This window comes from Micromonospora sp. BQ32 (genome assembly GCF_059358895.1).
The window spans coordinates 510,586-526,767 of the sequence record NZ_JCADBI010000001.1; the positions used below are offsets into that span (position 1 = coordinate 510,586).

General features: G+C 72.0%; 12 protein-coding genes. 6 read left to right on the top strand and 6 right to left on the bottom strand.

What is annotated here, in order from left to right; translation table 11 throughout:
- The first annotated feature begins 191 nt into the window (after positions 1–191).
- Positions 192–1,391 carry an ROK family transcriptional regulator gene (locus AC5L30_RS02180; protein WP_494864913.1) on the top strand — a complete coding sequence of 400 codons (1,200 nt, stop codon included), beginning with the start codon at positions 192–194 and terminating at the stop codon, positions 1,389–1,391.
- A gap of 228 nt (positions 1,392–1,619) precedes the next feature.
- Positions 1,620–4,253: a pectate lyase-like domain-containing protein gene (locus tag AC5L30_RS02185; protein WP_494864914.1), complete on the top strand. Its 2,634-nt coding sequence runs from the start codon at positions 1,620–1,622 to the stop codon at positions 4,251–4,253.
- A gap of 109 nt (positions 4,254–4,362) precedes the next feature.
- On the opposite strand, the gene AC5L30_RS02190 is transcribed toward AC5L30_RS02185, so the two are convergent.
- Positions 4,363–5,667: a flavin monoamine oxidase family protein gene (locus AC5L30_RS02190; RefSeq protein ID WP_494864915.1), complete on the bottom strand. Its 1,305-nt coding sequence runs from the start codon at positions 5,665–5,667 to the stop codon at positions 4,363–4,365.
- 291 nt (positions 5,668–5,958) lie between these two features.
- Here AC5L30_RS02190 and AC5L30_RS02195 point away from each other — a divergent pair, with 291 nt between their 5' ends.
- Together AC5L30_RS02195 and AC5L30_RS02200 are read left to right on the top strand one after the other, a co-directional pair.
- Positions 5,959–6,315, top strand: a complete 357-nt coding sequence (locus AC5L30_RS02195; RefSeq protein ID WP_494864917.1) for a YciI family protein — start codon at positions 5,959–5,961, stop codon at positions 6,313–6,315.
- A 2-nt stretch (positions 6,316–6,317) separates the two neighbouring features.
- Positions 6,318–7,526 (top strand): RNA polymerase sigma factor, encoded by a 1,209-nt coding sequence (locus AC5L30_RS02200; protein WP_494864919.1) that lies wholly within the window; start codon positions 6,318–6,320, stop codon positions 7,524–7,526.
- A gap of 12 nt (positions 7,527–7,538) precedes the next feature.
- Here the strand turns inward: AC5L30_RS02200 and AC5L30_RS02205 are convergent, their stop codons facing one another.
- Both AC5L30_RS02205 and AC5L30_RS02210 read right to left on the bottom strand, forming a co-directional pair.
- A complete protein-coding gene (locus AC5L30_RS02205; protein ID WP_494864921.1) occupies positions 7,539–8,267 on the bottom strand; it encodes a hypothetical protein in 729 nt (242 codons plus the stop codon).
- A 64-nt stretch (positions 8,268–8,331) separates the two neighbouring features.
- On the bottom strand, positions 8,332–9,333 hold the full coding sequence (locus AC5L30_RS02210; protein WP_494864922.1) for a TIR domain-containing protein: 1,002 nt from the start codon (positions 9,331–9,333) through the stop codon (positions 8,332–8,334).
- A gap of 470 nt (positions 9,334–9,803) precedes the next feature.
- Between AC5L30_RS02210 and AC5L30_RS02215 the strand changes: the two genes are divergently transcribed.
- A complete protein-coding gene (locus AC5L30_RS02215; RefSeq protein ID WP_494864923.1) occupies positions 9,804–10,940 on the top strand; it encodes a carboxylate-amine ligase in 1,137 nt (378 codons plus the stop codon).
- 25 nt (positions 10,941–10,965) lie between these two features.
- Here the strand turns inward: AC5L30_RS02215 and AC5L30_RS02220 are convergent, their stop codons facing one another.
- Positions 10,966–12,750 carry an N-acetylglutaminylglutamine amidotransferase gene (locus AC5L30_RS02220; protein WP_494864925.1) on the bottom strand — a complete coding sequence of 595 codons (1,785 nt, stop codon included), beginning with the start codon at positions 12,748–12,750 and terminating at the stop codon, positions 10,966–10,968.
- A 99-nt stretch (positions 12,751–12,849) separates the two neighbouring features.
- Positions 12,850–13,281 (bottom strand): MarR family winged helix-turn-helix transcriptional regulator, encoded by a 432-nt coding sequence (locus tag AC5L30_RS02225; protein WP_494864926.1) that lies wholly within the window; start codon positions 13,279–13,281, stop codon positions 12,850–12,852.
- Positions 13,282–13,364: 83 nt separating this feature from the next.
- Here AC5L30_RS02225 and AC5L30_RS02230 point away from each other — a divergent pair, with 83 nt between their 5' ends.
- On the top strand, positions 13,365–15,158 hold the full coding sequence (locus AC5L30_RS02230; RefSeq protein WP_494864927.1) for an ABC transporter ATP-binding protein: 1,794 nt from the start codon (positions 13,365–13,367) through the stop codon (positions 15,156–15,158).
- 45 nt (positions 15,159–15,203) lie between these two features.
- On the opposite strand, the gene AC5L30_RS02235 is transcribed toward AC5L30_RS02230, so the two are convergent.
- A complete protein-coding gene (locus AC5L30_RS02235; RefSeq protein WP_494864928.1) occupies positions 15,204–16,121 on the bottom strand; it encodes a TetR family transcriptional regulator in 918 nt (305 codons plus the stop codon).
- Positions 16,122–16,182: the final 61 nt, after the last annotated feature.

The window sequence follows — 16,182 nt, forward strand, 5'->3', positions numbered from 1 at the left end:
CCGATAGGGGTCGGGGCGACGGGCGGCCGGCTTCGGACAGGGTTCGGGGGTGCGCCGTCGGGGTCCGTCGGCGTTTCCCGGGAGTTACATCACGGCTTAATTTATGTCGTCATTAAAGTTGCTGGCTGGTGGGTCGTCAAGCACGAGGCGGTTACAGTCGCCTCGAACGGCCGACGGGAACGAGGTGACGAGTGGAGCTGGCGCGTGCCACCAACCGCAGTGTGCGGTTGCGCAACCGGTCCGCCCTGCTGACCAAGCTCTTCCTGGACGGCCCGCTCACCCGGCAGGACCTGGTGCGCAGCACCGGGCTGAGCCAGCCCGCGGTCAGCAACGTGGTGGCCGACATGATCGACGAGGGGCTGGTCGCCGAGGCCGGTGCCGCCGAGTCCGACGGCGGCCGGCCCAGCATGCTGCTGCGGATCGCGCCCCGCTTCGCCTTCGTGATCGGCGTGGACGTCGGCGAGACCCGGGTCCGGGTGGAGCTGTTCGACTTCGCGATGACCCTGCTGGCCAGCATCGAGTACCCGCTCGACCCGGCCCGAACCGAGCCCGACCTGGTGGCCGGGCACGTGCTGGCCGGCATCGACGCGGTCACCGGCCAGGCCGGGGTGGCCCCCGCCGACGTGCTCGGCGTCGGCATCGGCGTCTCCGGCGTGGTCGAGCAGGGCGCCGAGGCCGTCGTGCACGCCCAGGCCCTCGGCTGGGACCGGGTGCCGTTGGAGCGGCTGATCGGCGCCGGCACCGACCTGCCGCTGCACATCGACAACGGCGCGAAGACCCTCGGCCAGGCCGAAATGTGGTTCGGCGCCGGCCGGGGCGCCCGGCACGCCGTCTTCGCGCTGGTCGGCTCCGGGGTGGGCGCGTCGGTGGTGACCAACGGCGCCACCTACCGCGGCGCGTCCAGCAGCGCGGGGGAGTGGGGGCACACCACCCTGGTGTACGGGGGCCGGGCCTGCCGGTGCGGCGCGCGCGGCTGCCTGGAGGCGTACGTCGGGGCGGAGGCGATCATCGACCGCTACCGGGAGGCGCGCCGGGGCCGACCGGTGCCGGGCGAGGACGAGGAGTCCCAGATCGCCGCGTTGGTCGCCGCCGCCGAGACCTCGGCCACCGCCCGACGGGTGCTGGACGACACCGCCGGCTACCTCGGTGCCGGCGTGGCCAACCTGATCAACCTGTTCAACCCGGAGCGCGTGGTGCTCGGCGGCTGGGCCGCGATGGCCCTCGGCGACCTGCTGCCGGCCGTGCGGGAGGCGGCCGGCCGGCAGGCGCTGCGCCAGCCGTACGAGCAGGCGTCGATCGAGCTGTGCCGGCTCGGGGTGGACGCGGTGGCGCTGGGCGCGGCCACCCTCCCGATCGCCCGCTTCCTCACCGAGGGTGGCGTCCGCCGCTGAGCGGGGACGACGGCAGCGGCGTCGGCAAATTACCCAAAAAGAATCCTCGGGATAAATAACAGTCTTATAGATCGATGTCTTGACGCCGCCGCAATCTCGCCGCAACACTCCTACGAGAGCGCTCTCCGACCCGCGACGCCGCATCGGCGGCACCACCCACGGCGCCACGGGGCGAGCCGATCCCATCCGCGCGGCACCCCCCGTAACCCCCTAGCGACAGGCGATGTCATGACATCTCGTGCAACATCCGTACGCCCGCGTCCTCGGCGGACCGTCCGGCACCTGCTCGTCGGGCTCACCGTGGCCCTGGTCGCGGCGCTCACCCCGACCGGCGCCACCACGCCCGCGCAGGCCGCGCCCACCCTGCTGTCCCAGGGCCGCCCCGCCACCGCCTCGTCCAGCGAGAACGCCGGCACCCCGGCCTCCGCCGCCGTCGACGGCAACACCGGCACCCGCTGGGCCAGCGCGTTCAGCGACCCGCAGTGGCTCCAGGTCGACCTGGGTGCCCGGGCCACCATCAGCCAGGTGAACCTGCTCTGGGAGGGCGCCTACGGCCGCGCCTTCCAGCTCCAGACCTCCGACGACGGGGCCACCTGGACGACGATCTACTCCACCACCACCGGCACCGGCGGCACCCAGAACCTCACCGTCACCGGCGCCGGCCGCTACGTACGGATGAACGGCACCGCCCGGGGCACCGGCTACGGCTACTCGCTCTGGGAGTTCCAGGTGTACGGCGAGACCGGCGGCACCACGCCGACCTGCGGCAGCACCAACGTCGCGCAGGGCAGCCCGGCGACCGCCTCGTCCGCTCAGGACGCCGGCCTCGCGGCATCCGCCGCGGTCGACGGCAACCCGGGCACCCGCTGGGCCAGCGCCGCCAGCGACCCCCAGTGGCTGCGCGTCGACCTCGGCAGCACCCGCACCATCTGCCGGGTGGTGCTCACCTGGGAGGCCGCGTACGCCCGGGCCTTCCAGCTGCAGACCTCGGCCGACGGGACCACCTGGACCACCATCTACTCCACCACCACGGCCGCCGGCGGCACGCAGTCCCTCACCGTCACCGGCAGCGGGCGCTACCTGCGGATGTACGGCACCGCCCGGGGCACCGCCTACGGCTACTCGCTGTGGGAGCTGGCGGTGAACACCACCGGCGGCACCAGTGAGCCACCGGTCGGCACGACCGACCCGTACAACCCCAACCTCGGGCCGAACACCTTCGTCTTCGACCCGAGCACGCCGACGTCGACCATCCAGAGTCGACTGAACACCCTCTTCACCCAGCAGGAGACCAACCAGTTCGGCCCGCAGCGCTACGCGGTGTTGTTCAAGCCCGGCAACTACACCGCCGACGTCAACCTCGGCTTCTTCACCCAGGTCGCCGGCCTCGGCATGAGCCCCGACGACGTCAACCTCAACGGCCACGTCCGCACCGAGGCGTTCTGGTTCGGCGGCAACGCCACCCAGAACTTCTGGCGGGCCGCCGAGAACCTGTCGGTCACCCTGCCCGCCGGGCAGACCGTGGAGCGGTGGGCGGTGTCCCAGGCCGCGCCGTACCGGCGGATGCACCTGCGCGGCGCGCAAAACCAGATCCAGCTCTGGAACGGTGGCGACGGCTGGTCCAGCGGCGGCCTGATGGCCGACACCCGCATCGACGGCCTGGTCGTCTCCGGCTCGCAGCAGCAGTGGTACTCGCGCAACAGCGAGTTCGGCAACGGCTGGACCGGCTCGGTGTGGAACATGGTCTTCCAGGGCGTCAACGGCGCCCCCGCGCCGAGCTTCCCCAACCCGTCGCACACCGTCATCCCGCAGACCCCCCAGGTACGGGAGAAGCCGTTCCTCTACGTCGACGGCACCGGTGAGTACCGGGTCTTCGTGCCGGCGCTGCGGACCAACTCCACCGGTACCAGCTGGTACAACAAGACCCCGGCCGGCTCGTCCATCTCGCTGTCGCAGTTCTACGTCGTCCAGCCCGGCACCAGCGCGGCCACCATCAACGCGGCCCTCGCCCAGGGCCGGCACCTGCTCTTCACCCCGGGCGTGCACCACGTCACCGAGCCGATCCAGGTCAACCGGGCCGACACCGTCGTCCTCGGCCTCGGTCTGGCCACCATCCAGGCCGACAACGGCAGCGTCGGGATGCGAGTGGCCGACGTGGACGGCGTCAAGGTGGCCGGCATCATGTTCGAGGCCGGCACGACGAACTCGCCGGTGCTGATGGAGGTCGGTCCGTCCGGCTCGTCCGCGAGCCACGCCAGCAACCCCACCTCGCTGCACGACGTGTTCTTCCGCATCGGCGGGCCGCACGTCGGCAAGGCCACCAACACGCTGACCGTCAACAGCGACCACGTGATCGGCGACCACATGTGGCTGTGGCGGGCCGACCACGCGGCCAGCGGCGTGCCGACCGGGTGGACGCTGAACACCGCCGACACCGGGCTCATCGTCAACGGCGACAACGTCACCATGTACGGGCTCTTCGTCGAGCACTACCAGAAGTACCAGACCATCTGGAACGGCAACGGCGGGCGGACGTACTTCTACCAGAACGAGCTGCCGTACGACGTACCGAACCAGGCGGCCTGGATGAACGGGTCGACCCGCGGCTACGCCGCGTACAAGGTGGCCGATTCGGTGACCAGTCACCAGGCGTGGGGGCTGGGCAGCTACAGCTACTTCAACGTCAATCCCGCCGTCGTGGAGGAGCGGGCGTTCGAGGTGCCCAACAACCCGAACGTGCGCTTCACCAACATGGTCACCGTCTCGCTCGGTGGCGTCGGCACCATCAACCGGGTGATCAACAACGCCGGTGGCACCGCGAACGCGGCCAACCAGCAGGTGTACCTGACCACCTACCCCTGACCGGGGCGCCCGTGCCGGCCCGGTCCTTCGAGACCGGGTCGGCCGGGTCGTACCCAGGGCCGTGGCCGGCCCGGTCCCGCCGAGACCGGGCCGGCTCGGTCGTGCCGGCTCAGCCGGCCAGCACCTCGGTCGCCGCCCGCTCACCGGCGCGCACCGCGCCCTCCAGGTAGCCACTCCAGCGGGTGGCCGTCTCGGTGCCTGCCCAGTACACCCGCTCCACCGGCGCCCGCAGGTGCGGACCATACGTCCGCCAGGTGCCCGGGGCGAGCGCGCCGGAGAAGCAGCCTCGGGTCCACTCGTCGGCCGACCAGTCGTACTCGACGAGGTCCACCGGGTTTTTGGCGCGCGGCCCGACCACGTTGGCGAACGCTTCCAGCAGGCCCTGCCGACGTCGCGCGGGGGACATGCCGCGAAGCGCGGCGGCGTCCGTGGCGTAGCTGAACCCGGTCAGCACCCCGAGCGGCGAGGTGGGGGTGGAGTTGTCGACTGTCTCGGTGAGCGGACCGGCGGTGCTGGTGGCCACCCCGGAGCGCCCGTCGGCCCGCCAGAACGGCTCCGGATAGACGGCGTGCACCTTCAGCGCCGACCCCATCGGCATGCGCTGGGTGAGCCCGTCACGCAGCGGGGGCAGCGGCGGGTCGTACCGGATCCGGCTGGCCAGTGCCGGGGCCAGCGCGACCACCACGGCGTCGCCGTCAACGCGCCCGGTGTCGGTCCACGCGGTCGCGCCGTCGACGCTCTGTTCGATGGCTCGCACCGGCGCGGCCAGCGTCAGCGTGCCCGGCGGCAGGGCGGTGGCCATCCGCTCCGCCAGCGCAGCCGGCCCGCCCACGATCCGGTCCTGCTGCGCGCCGCCGGCCATCCCCAGCAACGGCCCGGTCCCGCCGGCGCTGCGCAGGTAGAACAGCATGTGCAACAGGGACAGCTCGTCCGCGCCGGTGGCCAGCAGCCCGCCGGCGAGCACCCGCCCCAGGTAGTCGGCGGTGTCGTCGTCCCCGGCCGTGGTGGCCAGCCACCCGCCGAGGGTCGTCCGGTCCCACCCCTCGGCCTCCGGCGTCGCCCAGGGTGCGGCCGGGTCGAGTCGTGCGGCGTACTCGTCGAGCAGACCGAGCACCTGGCCGACCTGCGCCGGCGGCTCGGCCCGGCGCTCACCGGCCCAGAGCACTGTGGGCGCGCCGACCGATGCCGAGGCAAAGGTGGCCAGCCCGTGCTCGGCGACCAACGCGTACATCCGGTCCTGGGTCGGCCCGATCCACTGCGCCCCCAGGTCGAGCTGCGTGAGCTCGGGCAGCCAGCGGGTCAACACTCGTCCGCCCACCCGGTCGCGGGCCTCCAGCACCCGCACCTGGGCACCGGCGCGGCTCAGCGCCAACGCGGCCGCGAGACCGGAAAAGCCGGCGCCGACCACGACCACCCGTAAACCGTCGACCACACAGCGGTCTACCCACAACCGTCGCAGGCATGACTACCGGCTCCGGTCGCGGCACTGGCGGACCTGCCCCCGGTCCTTCGTCCTTTGCTCTGCACCCGCAGACGCGACACCCGTGTCTTCGCACCCGTCGCGTCCGCGGGTGCAGAGCAAAGGATGCCAACACCGGGCTGGTCGGCCGCCGAGAATTTTCCGCCGGCCTGTCGATCTGGACGGCGGCCGATCGTGTGGAGGATGAGAGGTCGGCGACGGGCCGGCCCCCCGCGAGGAGGAACGATGACGCTGTACCTGCTCAGCCTTCACCAGCCGCAGGGTGAGCTGCCTCCGGACCCGGAGTTTCTGGCCGGGGTGATGCGCCAGCTCGGTGAGCTGCGCGCCGAGTTGGCCTCCACCGGCTCGTGGGTCTTCGGCCAGGGACTGCACGGCCCGGAGACCGCCACCGTGCTGCGCGCCCGCGACGGCGACGTCCTGGTCACCGACGGCCCGTTCGTGGAGGGCAAGGAGTACCTGGGCGGCATCACCATCATCGACGTGCCGGACCTGGACGCCGCGATGCACTGGGGTCGCCGCTACGCGCTGGCCACCACCCTGCCGATCGAGGTGCGCCCCTTCCAGGGCGGGGCCGGCGACTGACCGTGCCCGAGGTGGAGGCGGTGTTCCGCGCGGAGTACGGCCGCGCGGTCGCCGTCCTGGTCCGCCTCCTCGGTGACATCGACCTCGCCGAGGAGGCCGTCCAGGAGGCTTTCGTGGTCGCGGTGGCGCGCTGGCCGACCACCGGCCCGCCGCCCAGTCCGGCCGGCTGGATCATCACCACGGCCCGGAACCGGGCGATCGACCGGCTGCGCCGCGACGCGTCCCGGGTCGACCGGCACGCCCAGGCGGCCCTGCTGTACGCCGCCGACCCACCCGCGGAGGAGGGACCGGTGCACGACGACCGGTTACGTCTGATCTTCACCTGCTGCCATCCGGCGCTCGCCCCGAACGCCCGGGTCGCCCTCACCCTGCGCCTGCTCGGCGGCCTGAGCACCGCCGAGATCGCCCGAGCCTTCCTGGTGCCGGAGCCGACCATGGCGCAGCGGCTGGTCCGTGCCAAGTCGAAGATCCGAAACGCCCGGATCCCGTACCGGGTGCCGCGCGACGCCGACCTGCCCGACCGGCTGCACGCGGTGCTCGCGGTGCTCTACCTGATCTTCAACGAGGGCTACACGGCCAGCGCCGGGCGGCAGCTGGTCCGCGCCGAGCTGTGCGTCGAGGCGATCCGGCTGACCCGGCTGCTGGTCGAGCTGATGCCGGACGAGCCGGAGGCGCTCGGTCTGCTCGCGTTGATGCTGCTCACCGAGTCCCGCCGCAACGCGCGGACCAACGCCGATGGCGAGCTGGTGGCGCTGCCGAGCCAGGACCGGGCCCGGTGGGACGCCCAGCTGATCACCGAGGGGCAGGCGCTGGTGCGCCGCTGCCTGCGCCGCGACCGGCCCGGCCCGTACCAGATCCAGGCCGCGATCGCCGCCGTGCACAGCGCCGCGCGGCGCGCCGCCGACACCGACTGGGCGCAGATCCTTCAGCTGTACGACCAACTGACGGTCGTCGCCCCCAGCCCGGTGGTGGCGCTGAACCGGGCCGTCGCGCTCGCCGAGCTGTCCGGACCGGCGGTGGCGCTGACCGAGGTGGACCGCCTCGACCTGGACAGCTACCACGTCTACCACGTGGTACGCGCCGACCTGCTGGCTCGGCTCGGCCGGGGCGGGGAGGCCGTCGAGGCGTACCGGACGGCTGTCGCCCTCACGGACAACGCGGCCGAACGGGCCTTTCTCACCGCACGCGCGACGGCCCTGGCGCCGCACTGACCCGCCGGGGGATCACTGGTCTGCCACCATCGGCTGACGCGTCGGTTGACCGGGGACGGTCTGCGGCTCGGCGAGGATGCCGCGCATCACGTCCTCGACGTTGGGCACCTGGGCGAGCTCACCCAGACCTTCGACGTAGCGCAGCAACCGGAGCTGCATCGCCGCCAGCTCCGCGCGGCAGGCGGCGTCGTCGGGCCAGGCGGACTCGGGCCCATCCGGGTTGGCCTGCTCCCACGCTCTCAGGCGAGGATGCCACGTCGAGAGGAAGGGCCTGAGCTCGTTGTTGAGCATGGCGATCCCGAGGTGTTCCACGGTGGGGCGACCGGTGGTACGAACGGACGGCGCCGCCTGGCTCAGCACCTCCCGGGTGATCGAGAACAGCTGGTACAACGACGTCATCGCCTCCCGGACGAGGCCCGTGCCGGTCCCCAGTGGCTGGCCGGACACCCGCGTGACCGCCTCGACGAACAGGCGCCACGCGGTCTGCTTGTTGTCCCGGGTGACGGCGAACCTCAGCTCGCTGAACTGCGGGACCGAGACGGTCACCTCGGCCAACTGGAAGAACCGCGAGTAGGAGGACGCCACCACCGCCGCGACGCCGCCCGCCGTCGTGCCACAGAGCGCGAACAGGGCAGGCCCGGTCAGTCGACTGGCCAGGTACACCGCCAACCCCGCAGCGGCACCGACCACCAGACCCAGGGCGACGTGGAACCACCGGGAACCGCGCCAGCGCATCAACATTCCTGCATCGTCCCAGACAAAATCCACTGCGGAACCGCGCGCCCCGCGACAACCTGTGCCGGTGTCACACCGGGGAGGACGGACCGACGCCGATGGTCCGGTCGATCGCCATCCTGAGTCTCTCCAGCCGGGCGTCGGGTGGCGCCGCCGATGTCCACTGCCGGAAGTCGGCTGCCAGGCGGTCACGCCGGACCCGGGTGGTGTCGAGGTCGGCTTCGTCAAGCAGAACCGGAATGAGGATCGGCTTCCCGGTGGCCTCCTCGCGCTCAAGGCAGTGGTTGATCTCCGCCTGCACCCACGAACTGGACAGCGCCGCTTGCGAGCAACAGAGGACAACCGCGTCGACGCCGTCGAGCGCCTGCTGAACGGCCGACAGGATCACGTCGCCGGGCAACAGGTCGACCCGGTCGAGCCAGCACCTGAATCCCCAGCCGGTCAACTGGTTGTAGAGCCAGACCGCGAAGTCCGCCTGGTCCCAGCTGTAGGAGATGAAGACGATGTGTTCCGGACGGCGCTGGACCGGGCAGACCAGGTAGCCGGGGGTCCGGCTGGTCCAACCGGCATCGAGCAGGATTCCGCTGAGCCGGTCGTAGTCGATCAACTCGATGTGCTGGCTGCGCGCGCCGTAGCCGGTCCGGACGTCGTCGGAGAACGAGGACCGCGTGACGATCGCGGCCTTGGACACCATGCTGCGGTCACGTGCCCCGTTGATACGGTCCACGACATCAATGCCGACGATCCCCGAGGGATCATGTTCGATCGACAGCAGCATCGCCGCCTCTGACCGATCTCCCGGATAGGCCAGCCAGAACCTGCCTCCCGCAACCTCGACCAGGCGGACACCCTGAGCGTTCGACTCGTTGAGCAGACTCAGCACCGTGCGCTCGAGGCCGGTCTGGCGCAGCCGGTCGAGGTAGTCGGGATGACGACGCAGAGATCGGAGGAACGCCCGGTCGAGCTCACCCCGTGGTTCGAGGATGCCGGTGCGGGCCTGGTCGGTCTCGGCGAACGCGGCATCGTACGAATCCAGCAGAAGGAGGTCGAAGCGGCGTTCGGTCAGCACCATGTGGGCCTTGGTGGGCGAATGAAGGCCGTCCTGTCCCACCTCTAGGTAACGACCGCTGATCGATGCCTCTCGAAAGTGCCAGGATGCTCCCTCCTGCACTCGCGTGAGGGCCTCGGCGAACTCGACCGCGTCGAGCTCGACGTCCGCCCAGTTGTACTCGTTGGTCCCCTCACTGACCTCGGCGCTGGCGGACCAGAGGTGCCCGCTCAAACGTACGCGCGGCCCGACCGACGTCGCGCCGACTCCCCAGTACGACCCATCCCACGAGTTCTCGTGGTGGGCGAGGAGCAGGGCGGGATCGTCCGCGGCGTTCTCGTCCGTCATCTGCCACTCCGTCCCGTACGTGTCCGGCTGGCTCGATGGTAGGAGGCGTCCCTGCCTGGGCGTGCGTTTGGCTGGGGACCGCGCCGGGAAACCGAGGCGTCCCGACCACGGGTCCGCCCGTGGTCGCACGAGTGGATGGAGGCGGCATGGCCTACCGTGCGACGACGGTTACGGACACCGCGCCCGATCTGTCCATCCTCACGCTCGGCGTGGAGGAGGAGTTCCTGCTGCTCGACCCGGACAGTGGCCGGAACCTGCCGGTCGCCGACCAGGTGCTCGCCGCGCTGCACGGCCCGGCCCGGGAGCAGAGCCGCCAGGAGTTCCGGCACAGCATGGTGGAGATGGTCACCCCGGTCTGCGCCGACCTCAGCGAACTGCGCACGCACCTGGTGGCGCTGCGCCGCTCCGCCGCCGAGGCCGCCACGGCGGCCGGGGCCCGGCTGGTGGCGGTCGGCGCCACCCCGGTGGCCGAGCCGCACCGGACGGTTCCCGACGAACCGCGCTACCACGCGATGTCCCGCCGGTACGGGCCGGTGGCGCACGACCCGGCGGTGTGCGGCTGTCACGTGCACGTCGGGCTGCCTGACCGGGAACTGGCCGTGCAGGTCTGCAATCACCTGCGGGGGTGGCTGCCGGTGGTGCAGGCGATCACCACCAACTCGCCGCTGCACGACGGGTACGACACCGGGCACGCCAGTTGGCGCTCGATGCAGTTGGAACGCTGGCCCAGCATCGGACCGACGCCGTACTTCGACTCCCTCGCCGACTACGACCGCACGGTCGACGAGCTGATCGCCGCCGGCATCATGCTCGACGCCGCGATGGTCTACTGGTACGCCCGCCCGTCGTCGACCTTTCCGACGGTGGAGGTGCGGGTCGGTGACGTCTGCACCGAGGTGGACGACGCGGTGCTGGTCGCCGCGTTGGTCCGGTCCCTCGTGGCCACCCTCGCCGACGACGTCCGCGCCGGGGTGAGCGCCCCGAACGTCCGGGACTGCCTGGTCGCGGCGGCGCACTGGCGAGCCGCCCACGACGGCCTCGACGGCGAGCTGATCGACCTGCGTGCCGGTGGCACTCGGCCGGCCTGGGCGCTCGTCGACGAGCTGATGGCGGTGATCGCCCCGGCCCTGCTGCGCCACGGCGACCTCGGGTACGTGTTGGCGCAGCTCGCCCGGCTGCGCCGCGACGGCACCGGCGCCACCCGGCAGCGGCAGGTGCTGGAACGCGCCGGAGACCTGCACCGGGTCATCGACGACCTGATCGTCCGCACGGCCGCCGGCTGACCACCCGACGCGGCGGGCCGACGGCTCAACGGATGTCGTGCGTCTGAAGCCACAGCTCCAACAGGCCGAGCTGCCACAGCTTGTTGCTGCCGGCCGCCGCCTGCGCCCGGTCCGGCTCGGTGAGCAGCTGCGCCACGTACTCCGGGCGGAACAGCCCCCGCTCGCGCGCGGCCGGCGCCTGCAACGCCTCGGCGACCAGCTCGCGCACCGGGCCGTCCACGTTGCGCAGCGCCGGCACTGGGAAGTAGCCCTTGGGCCGGTCGATCACCTCGGCGGGCAGCACCTCCCGGGCGACCTCCTTGAGTACGCCCTTGCCGCCCTGGGCGACCTTGTGCTCCGGCGGGCAGTGCGCGGCCAGGGTGACCAGGTCCTGGTCGAGGAACGGTGTGCGCACCTCCAGGCCCCACGCCATGCTCATGCTGTCCACCCGCTTCACCGGGTCGTCGGGGAGCATCAGGTGGGTGTCCAGGCGCAGTACCGCGTCCAGCGCGCTCTGCGCCCCGGGCGCGGCGAGGTGCCCGGTGAGCAGGTCCCGGCTGGCGTCGTGCTCCAGCGCGTACGCCGGGCCGACGATGCGCCGCAACTCGTCGTGGTCGCGGTCGAAGAACGCGGCGGCGAACGTCTCGGCGGCCCCGTGTCGGGGTGCGTCAACCAGCGGCTGGTGGTAGCCGTAGCCGGCGAACACCTCGTCGGCGCCCTGCCCCGACTGTGCCACCTTCACGTGTTGTGCCACCTGCTCGGAGAGCAGGTGGAAGGCGACCACGTCGTGGCTGCCCATCGGCTCGGTCATCGCCAGCACGGCCCGTCGGACGGCGGGCACCAGGTCGTCGTCGGCCAGTCGGATCCGGTGGTGGTCGGTGTCGTACGCGCGGGCCACCAGGTCGGAGTAGTGGAACTCGTCGCCGGACTCGCCGTCACGGCTGTCGAAGCCGATGCTGAACGTACGCAGGTGTCGCTGGCCGGCCTCGGCGAGCAGCGCCACGATGAGGCTGGAGTCCAGTCCGCCGGAGAGCAGCACTCCCACCGGCACGTCGGCGACCAGCCGTCGGCGAACCGCCGCGCGCAGCGCGTCGCCGATGGCGGCCCGCCAGTCGGCGGCGTCCATCCCCGCGTCGGCGGGCTCCCGCACGTAGTCGGGTCGCCAGTAGACCTCCTCGCGGCTGCGCCCGTCCGCCTCGATCACCCGCAGGGTGGCCGGCGGCAGCTTGCGCACGCCGCGCAGCACGGTGCGCGGCGCGGGCACGATGGAGTGCCAGGACAGGTAGTGGTGCAGCGCCACCGGGTCGATGCCGGTGTCGACGTCGCCGGCCCGCAGCAGCGCGGGTAGGGTGGAGGCGAACCGGAGCCGCCCCGGTGTCTCGGCGAGGTAGAGCGGCTTGATGCCGAGCCGGTCGCGGGCCAGGATCAGTCGCCGCCGGGCCCGGTCGACCAGCCCGATCGCGAACATGCCGACCAGGTGGTCGACGAATCGTTCACCCCAGTGCGCGTACGCCACCAGGATCACCTCGGTGTCGCTGGTGGAGTGGAAGGCGTACCCGGCGTTGCGCAGCTCCTCGCGCAGCTCCGGGTAGTTGTAGATGCAGCCGTTGAAGACCAGCGCCAGGCCCAGGTCGTCGCGGACCATCGGCTGCCCGCCCGCGTCGGACAGGTCGATGATGGTCAACCGACGGTGCCCGAGGGTCACCCAGCCGTCGGCGAACAGGCCCTCGTCGTCCGGGCCGCGTGAGCGCATCGCCTCGGTCATCCGGGTGACCGCCGCCGCGTCGGGCGAGCGGCCGTCGAATCGCGCTTCCCCGCTGATCCCGCACATCAGCCGGGCCTCCTGTCACCTCACCCCCGGCCGGTGCCGGCCGGTCCCGCCGACCGGACGGGGGCCGCTGGCTACCCGGGCGGGCGGCGGGCAAACCCGTCAGCCACGCAGGGTGCGCAGGATGCGGGCCAGCTCGGCGCGGTCGGTGTTGTTGAGGTGGCCGAAGAAGCGGTCGGCCTCGGCCCGGCGCGCGGCCCGGATGGCGGTGCTGACCCGGTCGCCCTCCTCGGTGAGCGCGACCAGGGTCGCCCGACGGTCGGCCGGGTCGGGTCGACGCTCGACCAGCCCTCGGGTCTGGAGGTCGTCGACGACCTCGGTCGCCGAGCGGGGCGCGATGTGCAGGTGCTCGGCGAGGGTGCCGGGACGTACCTCGCCGTGCCGGGCCAGCACGCCGAGGGCCCGGGATTGGCTGGGGGTCACATCCCAGGGTGCCAGTGAGTCGCGGGTCTGCCGGCGCAAACGGGACGCCACCGCCCAGAACGTCTCCGCCAGGCTCTCGTCATCGGCGCTGTCGACGGTGTGCTCGGTCACCGGAATACCGTAGCAGGAGATGTGGTTGCTACCTCATGATGAGGTAACCTCAGCAATATTGCCCGACGAAAGGTAGTGCCCCGTTGGAACCCACCCCGAAGGGCCGCGACCGCGGCCACCGCACCCTCAGCGCCGAAGAAAAGACGCAGGCCCGTCAGGTGTCGCTGCGCCGCATCGGCCGCCTGTTCACCCCCCACCGGCCCGCGCTGGCCGCCGTCACCGCGATCATCGTGGTCTCCTCGATCATCGCGATGGCCACCCCGTTCCTGCTGCGCGCCGTGATCGACCGGGCCCTGCCGCAGCGCGACGTGACGCTGCTGGTCTGGCTGGTCCTCGGCATGGTCGCCGTCGCGGCGGTGACCTCCGCGCTCGGCGTCGTGCAGACCTGGATCTCCACCCAGGTCGGTCAGCGGGTCATGCACCGGCTGCGCACCGACGTCTTCAGCCACCTCCAGCGCCAGTCACTCGGCTTCTTCACCCGCACCCGCACCGGTGAGGTGCAGTCCCGCATCACCAACGACATCGGCGGGATGCAGTCGGTGGTCACCTCCACCGCCACCGCCGTCGCCGCCAACCTCACCACCGTGGTCGCCACCGCGGTCGCCATGGTCGCGCTCTCCTGGCAGCTCTCCCTGGTCTCGCTCGTGGTGCTGCCGCCGGCCATCTGGCTGACCCGCCGGGTCGCCCGGATGCGCCGCGAGATCACCGCCCAGCGGCAGCGCGAACTCGCCGACCTCAACGTCACCGTCGAGGAGGGGCTCTCGATCAGCGGCGTACAGCTGGCCAAGACGCTCGGCACCGGGCCCGCGCTGATCGAGCGGTTCACCGCCTCCTCGGCCCGCCTGGTCGACCTGGAACTGCGCAGTGAGTTGGCCGGCCGCTGGCGGATGGCCTCGATGAGCATCATCTTCGCCGCCGTACCGGCGGTCATCTACCTCGCCGCCGGGCTGCCCGGCACCGCCGGCACGCTGAGCATCGGCACCCTGGTCGCCTTCACGGCCCTCCAGGGCGGCCTGTTCCGGCCGTTGATGGGGCTGCTCAACGTGGGTGTGTCGCTCACCGCGTCGCTGGCGCTCTTCGCCCGGATCTTCGAATACCTGGACCTGCCGGTCGACGTGGCCGACCCCGACGAACCGGTCCGCCTCGACCCCACCCGGGTTCGCGGCCACCTGCGCCTGGAGGACGTCACCTTCGGCTACCCGGGCAGCGACACCGCCGCCCTCGCCGGGATCACCCTCGACGTGCCCGCCGGCACCAGCCTCGCCCTGGTCGGTGAGACGGGCTCCGGCAAGAGCACCCTCGCCGGGCTGGTCAGCCGGCTGCACGACCCGACCGCCGGCCGGATCACCGTCGACGGCGTCGACCTGCGCGACCTGCGCCTGACCGACCTGGCCGCGATCGTCGGCGTGGTCAGCCAGGAGACGTACCTGCTGCACACCACGGTCCGGGAGAACCTGCGCTACGCCCGGCCGGGGGCCACCGACACCGAGATCGAGGACGCCGCCCGCGCCGCCCAGATCCACGACCTCATCGCCGGGCTGCCCGACGGGTACGACACCATGGTCGGCTCACGCGGCCACCGGTTCTCCGGCGGTGAGAAGCAGCGCCTCGCCATCGCCCGGACGCTGCTGCGCGACCCGCGCATCCTGGTCCTCGACGAGGCCACCAGCGCGCTGGACACCGAGACCGAACGCGCCGTACAGCGGGCCTTCGACGTGCTCGCTCAGGGGCGCACCACGATCACCATCGCGCACCGGCTCTCCACGGTCCGCGACGCCGACCAGATCGCGGTGCTCGACCACGGTCGGATCGTCGAGGCCGGCACCCACGACAGCCTGCTGGGCCGCAACGGCCGCTACGCCACGCTGGCGGCCTGAGCCTTCGGCTCACAACCGTCTCGAAACAGTCTTAGAACCGTCTCGTTATGACGCCGTCAGGTGGCGATAGACGGTGGCCCGCGAGACACCCAGCGCGGCGGCGATGGCGTCCACCGAGTGGGTGCCCGCCGCGTGCATCCGCCGAGCCGCCTCGACCTGCTCCCGGCCCAAGGCCGGCGGCCGTCCCGGCCGCCGACGCCGGCTCGCCGCCCCCGAAGATGTCGTCGATGTCGCGCTTCCCGGGGCCGCGTCCCCCGCGCTCACGGGCGTCGGATTCTCCCGCGCCAGCGCCGGGATTGTCGTGGTGGTGCGCGCTCCGGCGTGCGGTCCCGCCGCGGGGTTCGCGTGCGGTCCCGCCGCGGCGTCCGTTCGCGCCCCGGCCGTGGGTTCCGCGTGCGGCGTGGCTGTGGCGTCGGCGGGCAGCGGGGCCAGCAGTCGGCGTACGCCGTCGAGCATGTCGGCGCGCAGCACCTCGTCGGACACGTCGGTGAAGAAGACGACCGGATCACTGCACGCGGCCACCGCCTGTTGCGCCCGGACCCGCTCGCGACGTCCGGCGTCCGGCCCGGCGATGAGGTCGTTGGCCCGCATCGCGATCACTATCAACCGGTGGTACGTGTCGCCCCGGCCGATCAGCGCGATGTCGTGGAAGAGCATGCCGAGCGGTCGGCGATGGGCGAGCATGATGTCCACCCAGCCCTCCAGCACCGCCCACCGGGCCCGCTCCGTGGGCTGTGTCTGGGCCGAGTCGAGCAGCGCCTCCAGGTCCGCCACCAACGGCTCGACCAGGGCGGCGAGCAGGTGTTCCTTGGCCGGGAAGTGGTACAGGATCGCGGTCTTGGTCAGCCGCAGCCGCTCGCCGATCTGGCGCAGCGAGGTGCGCTGGTAGCCGTGTTCGGCGAACAGGTCGAGTGCGGCGCGCAGGATCCGGCTGCGGGTGTCGTCCGCGGGATCGGCGGTCATGCCGGCCAGCCTAGCGACGTCCTGACCGGTGGGCACGATCACCGTTGATTCGACTGACCGG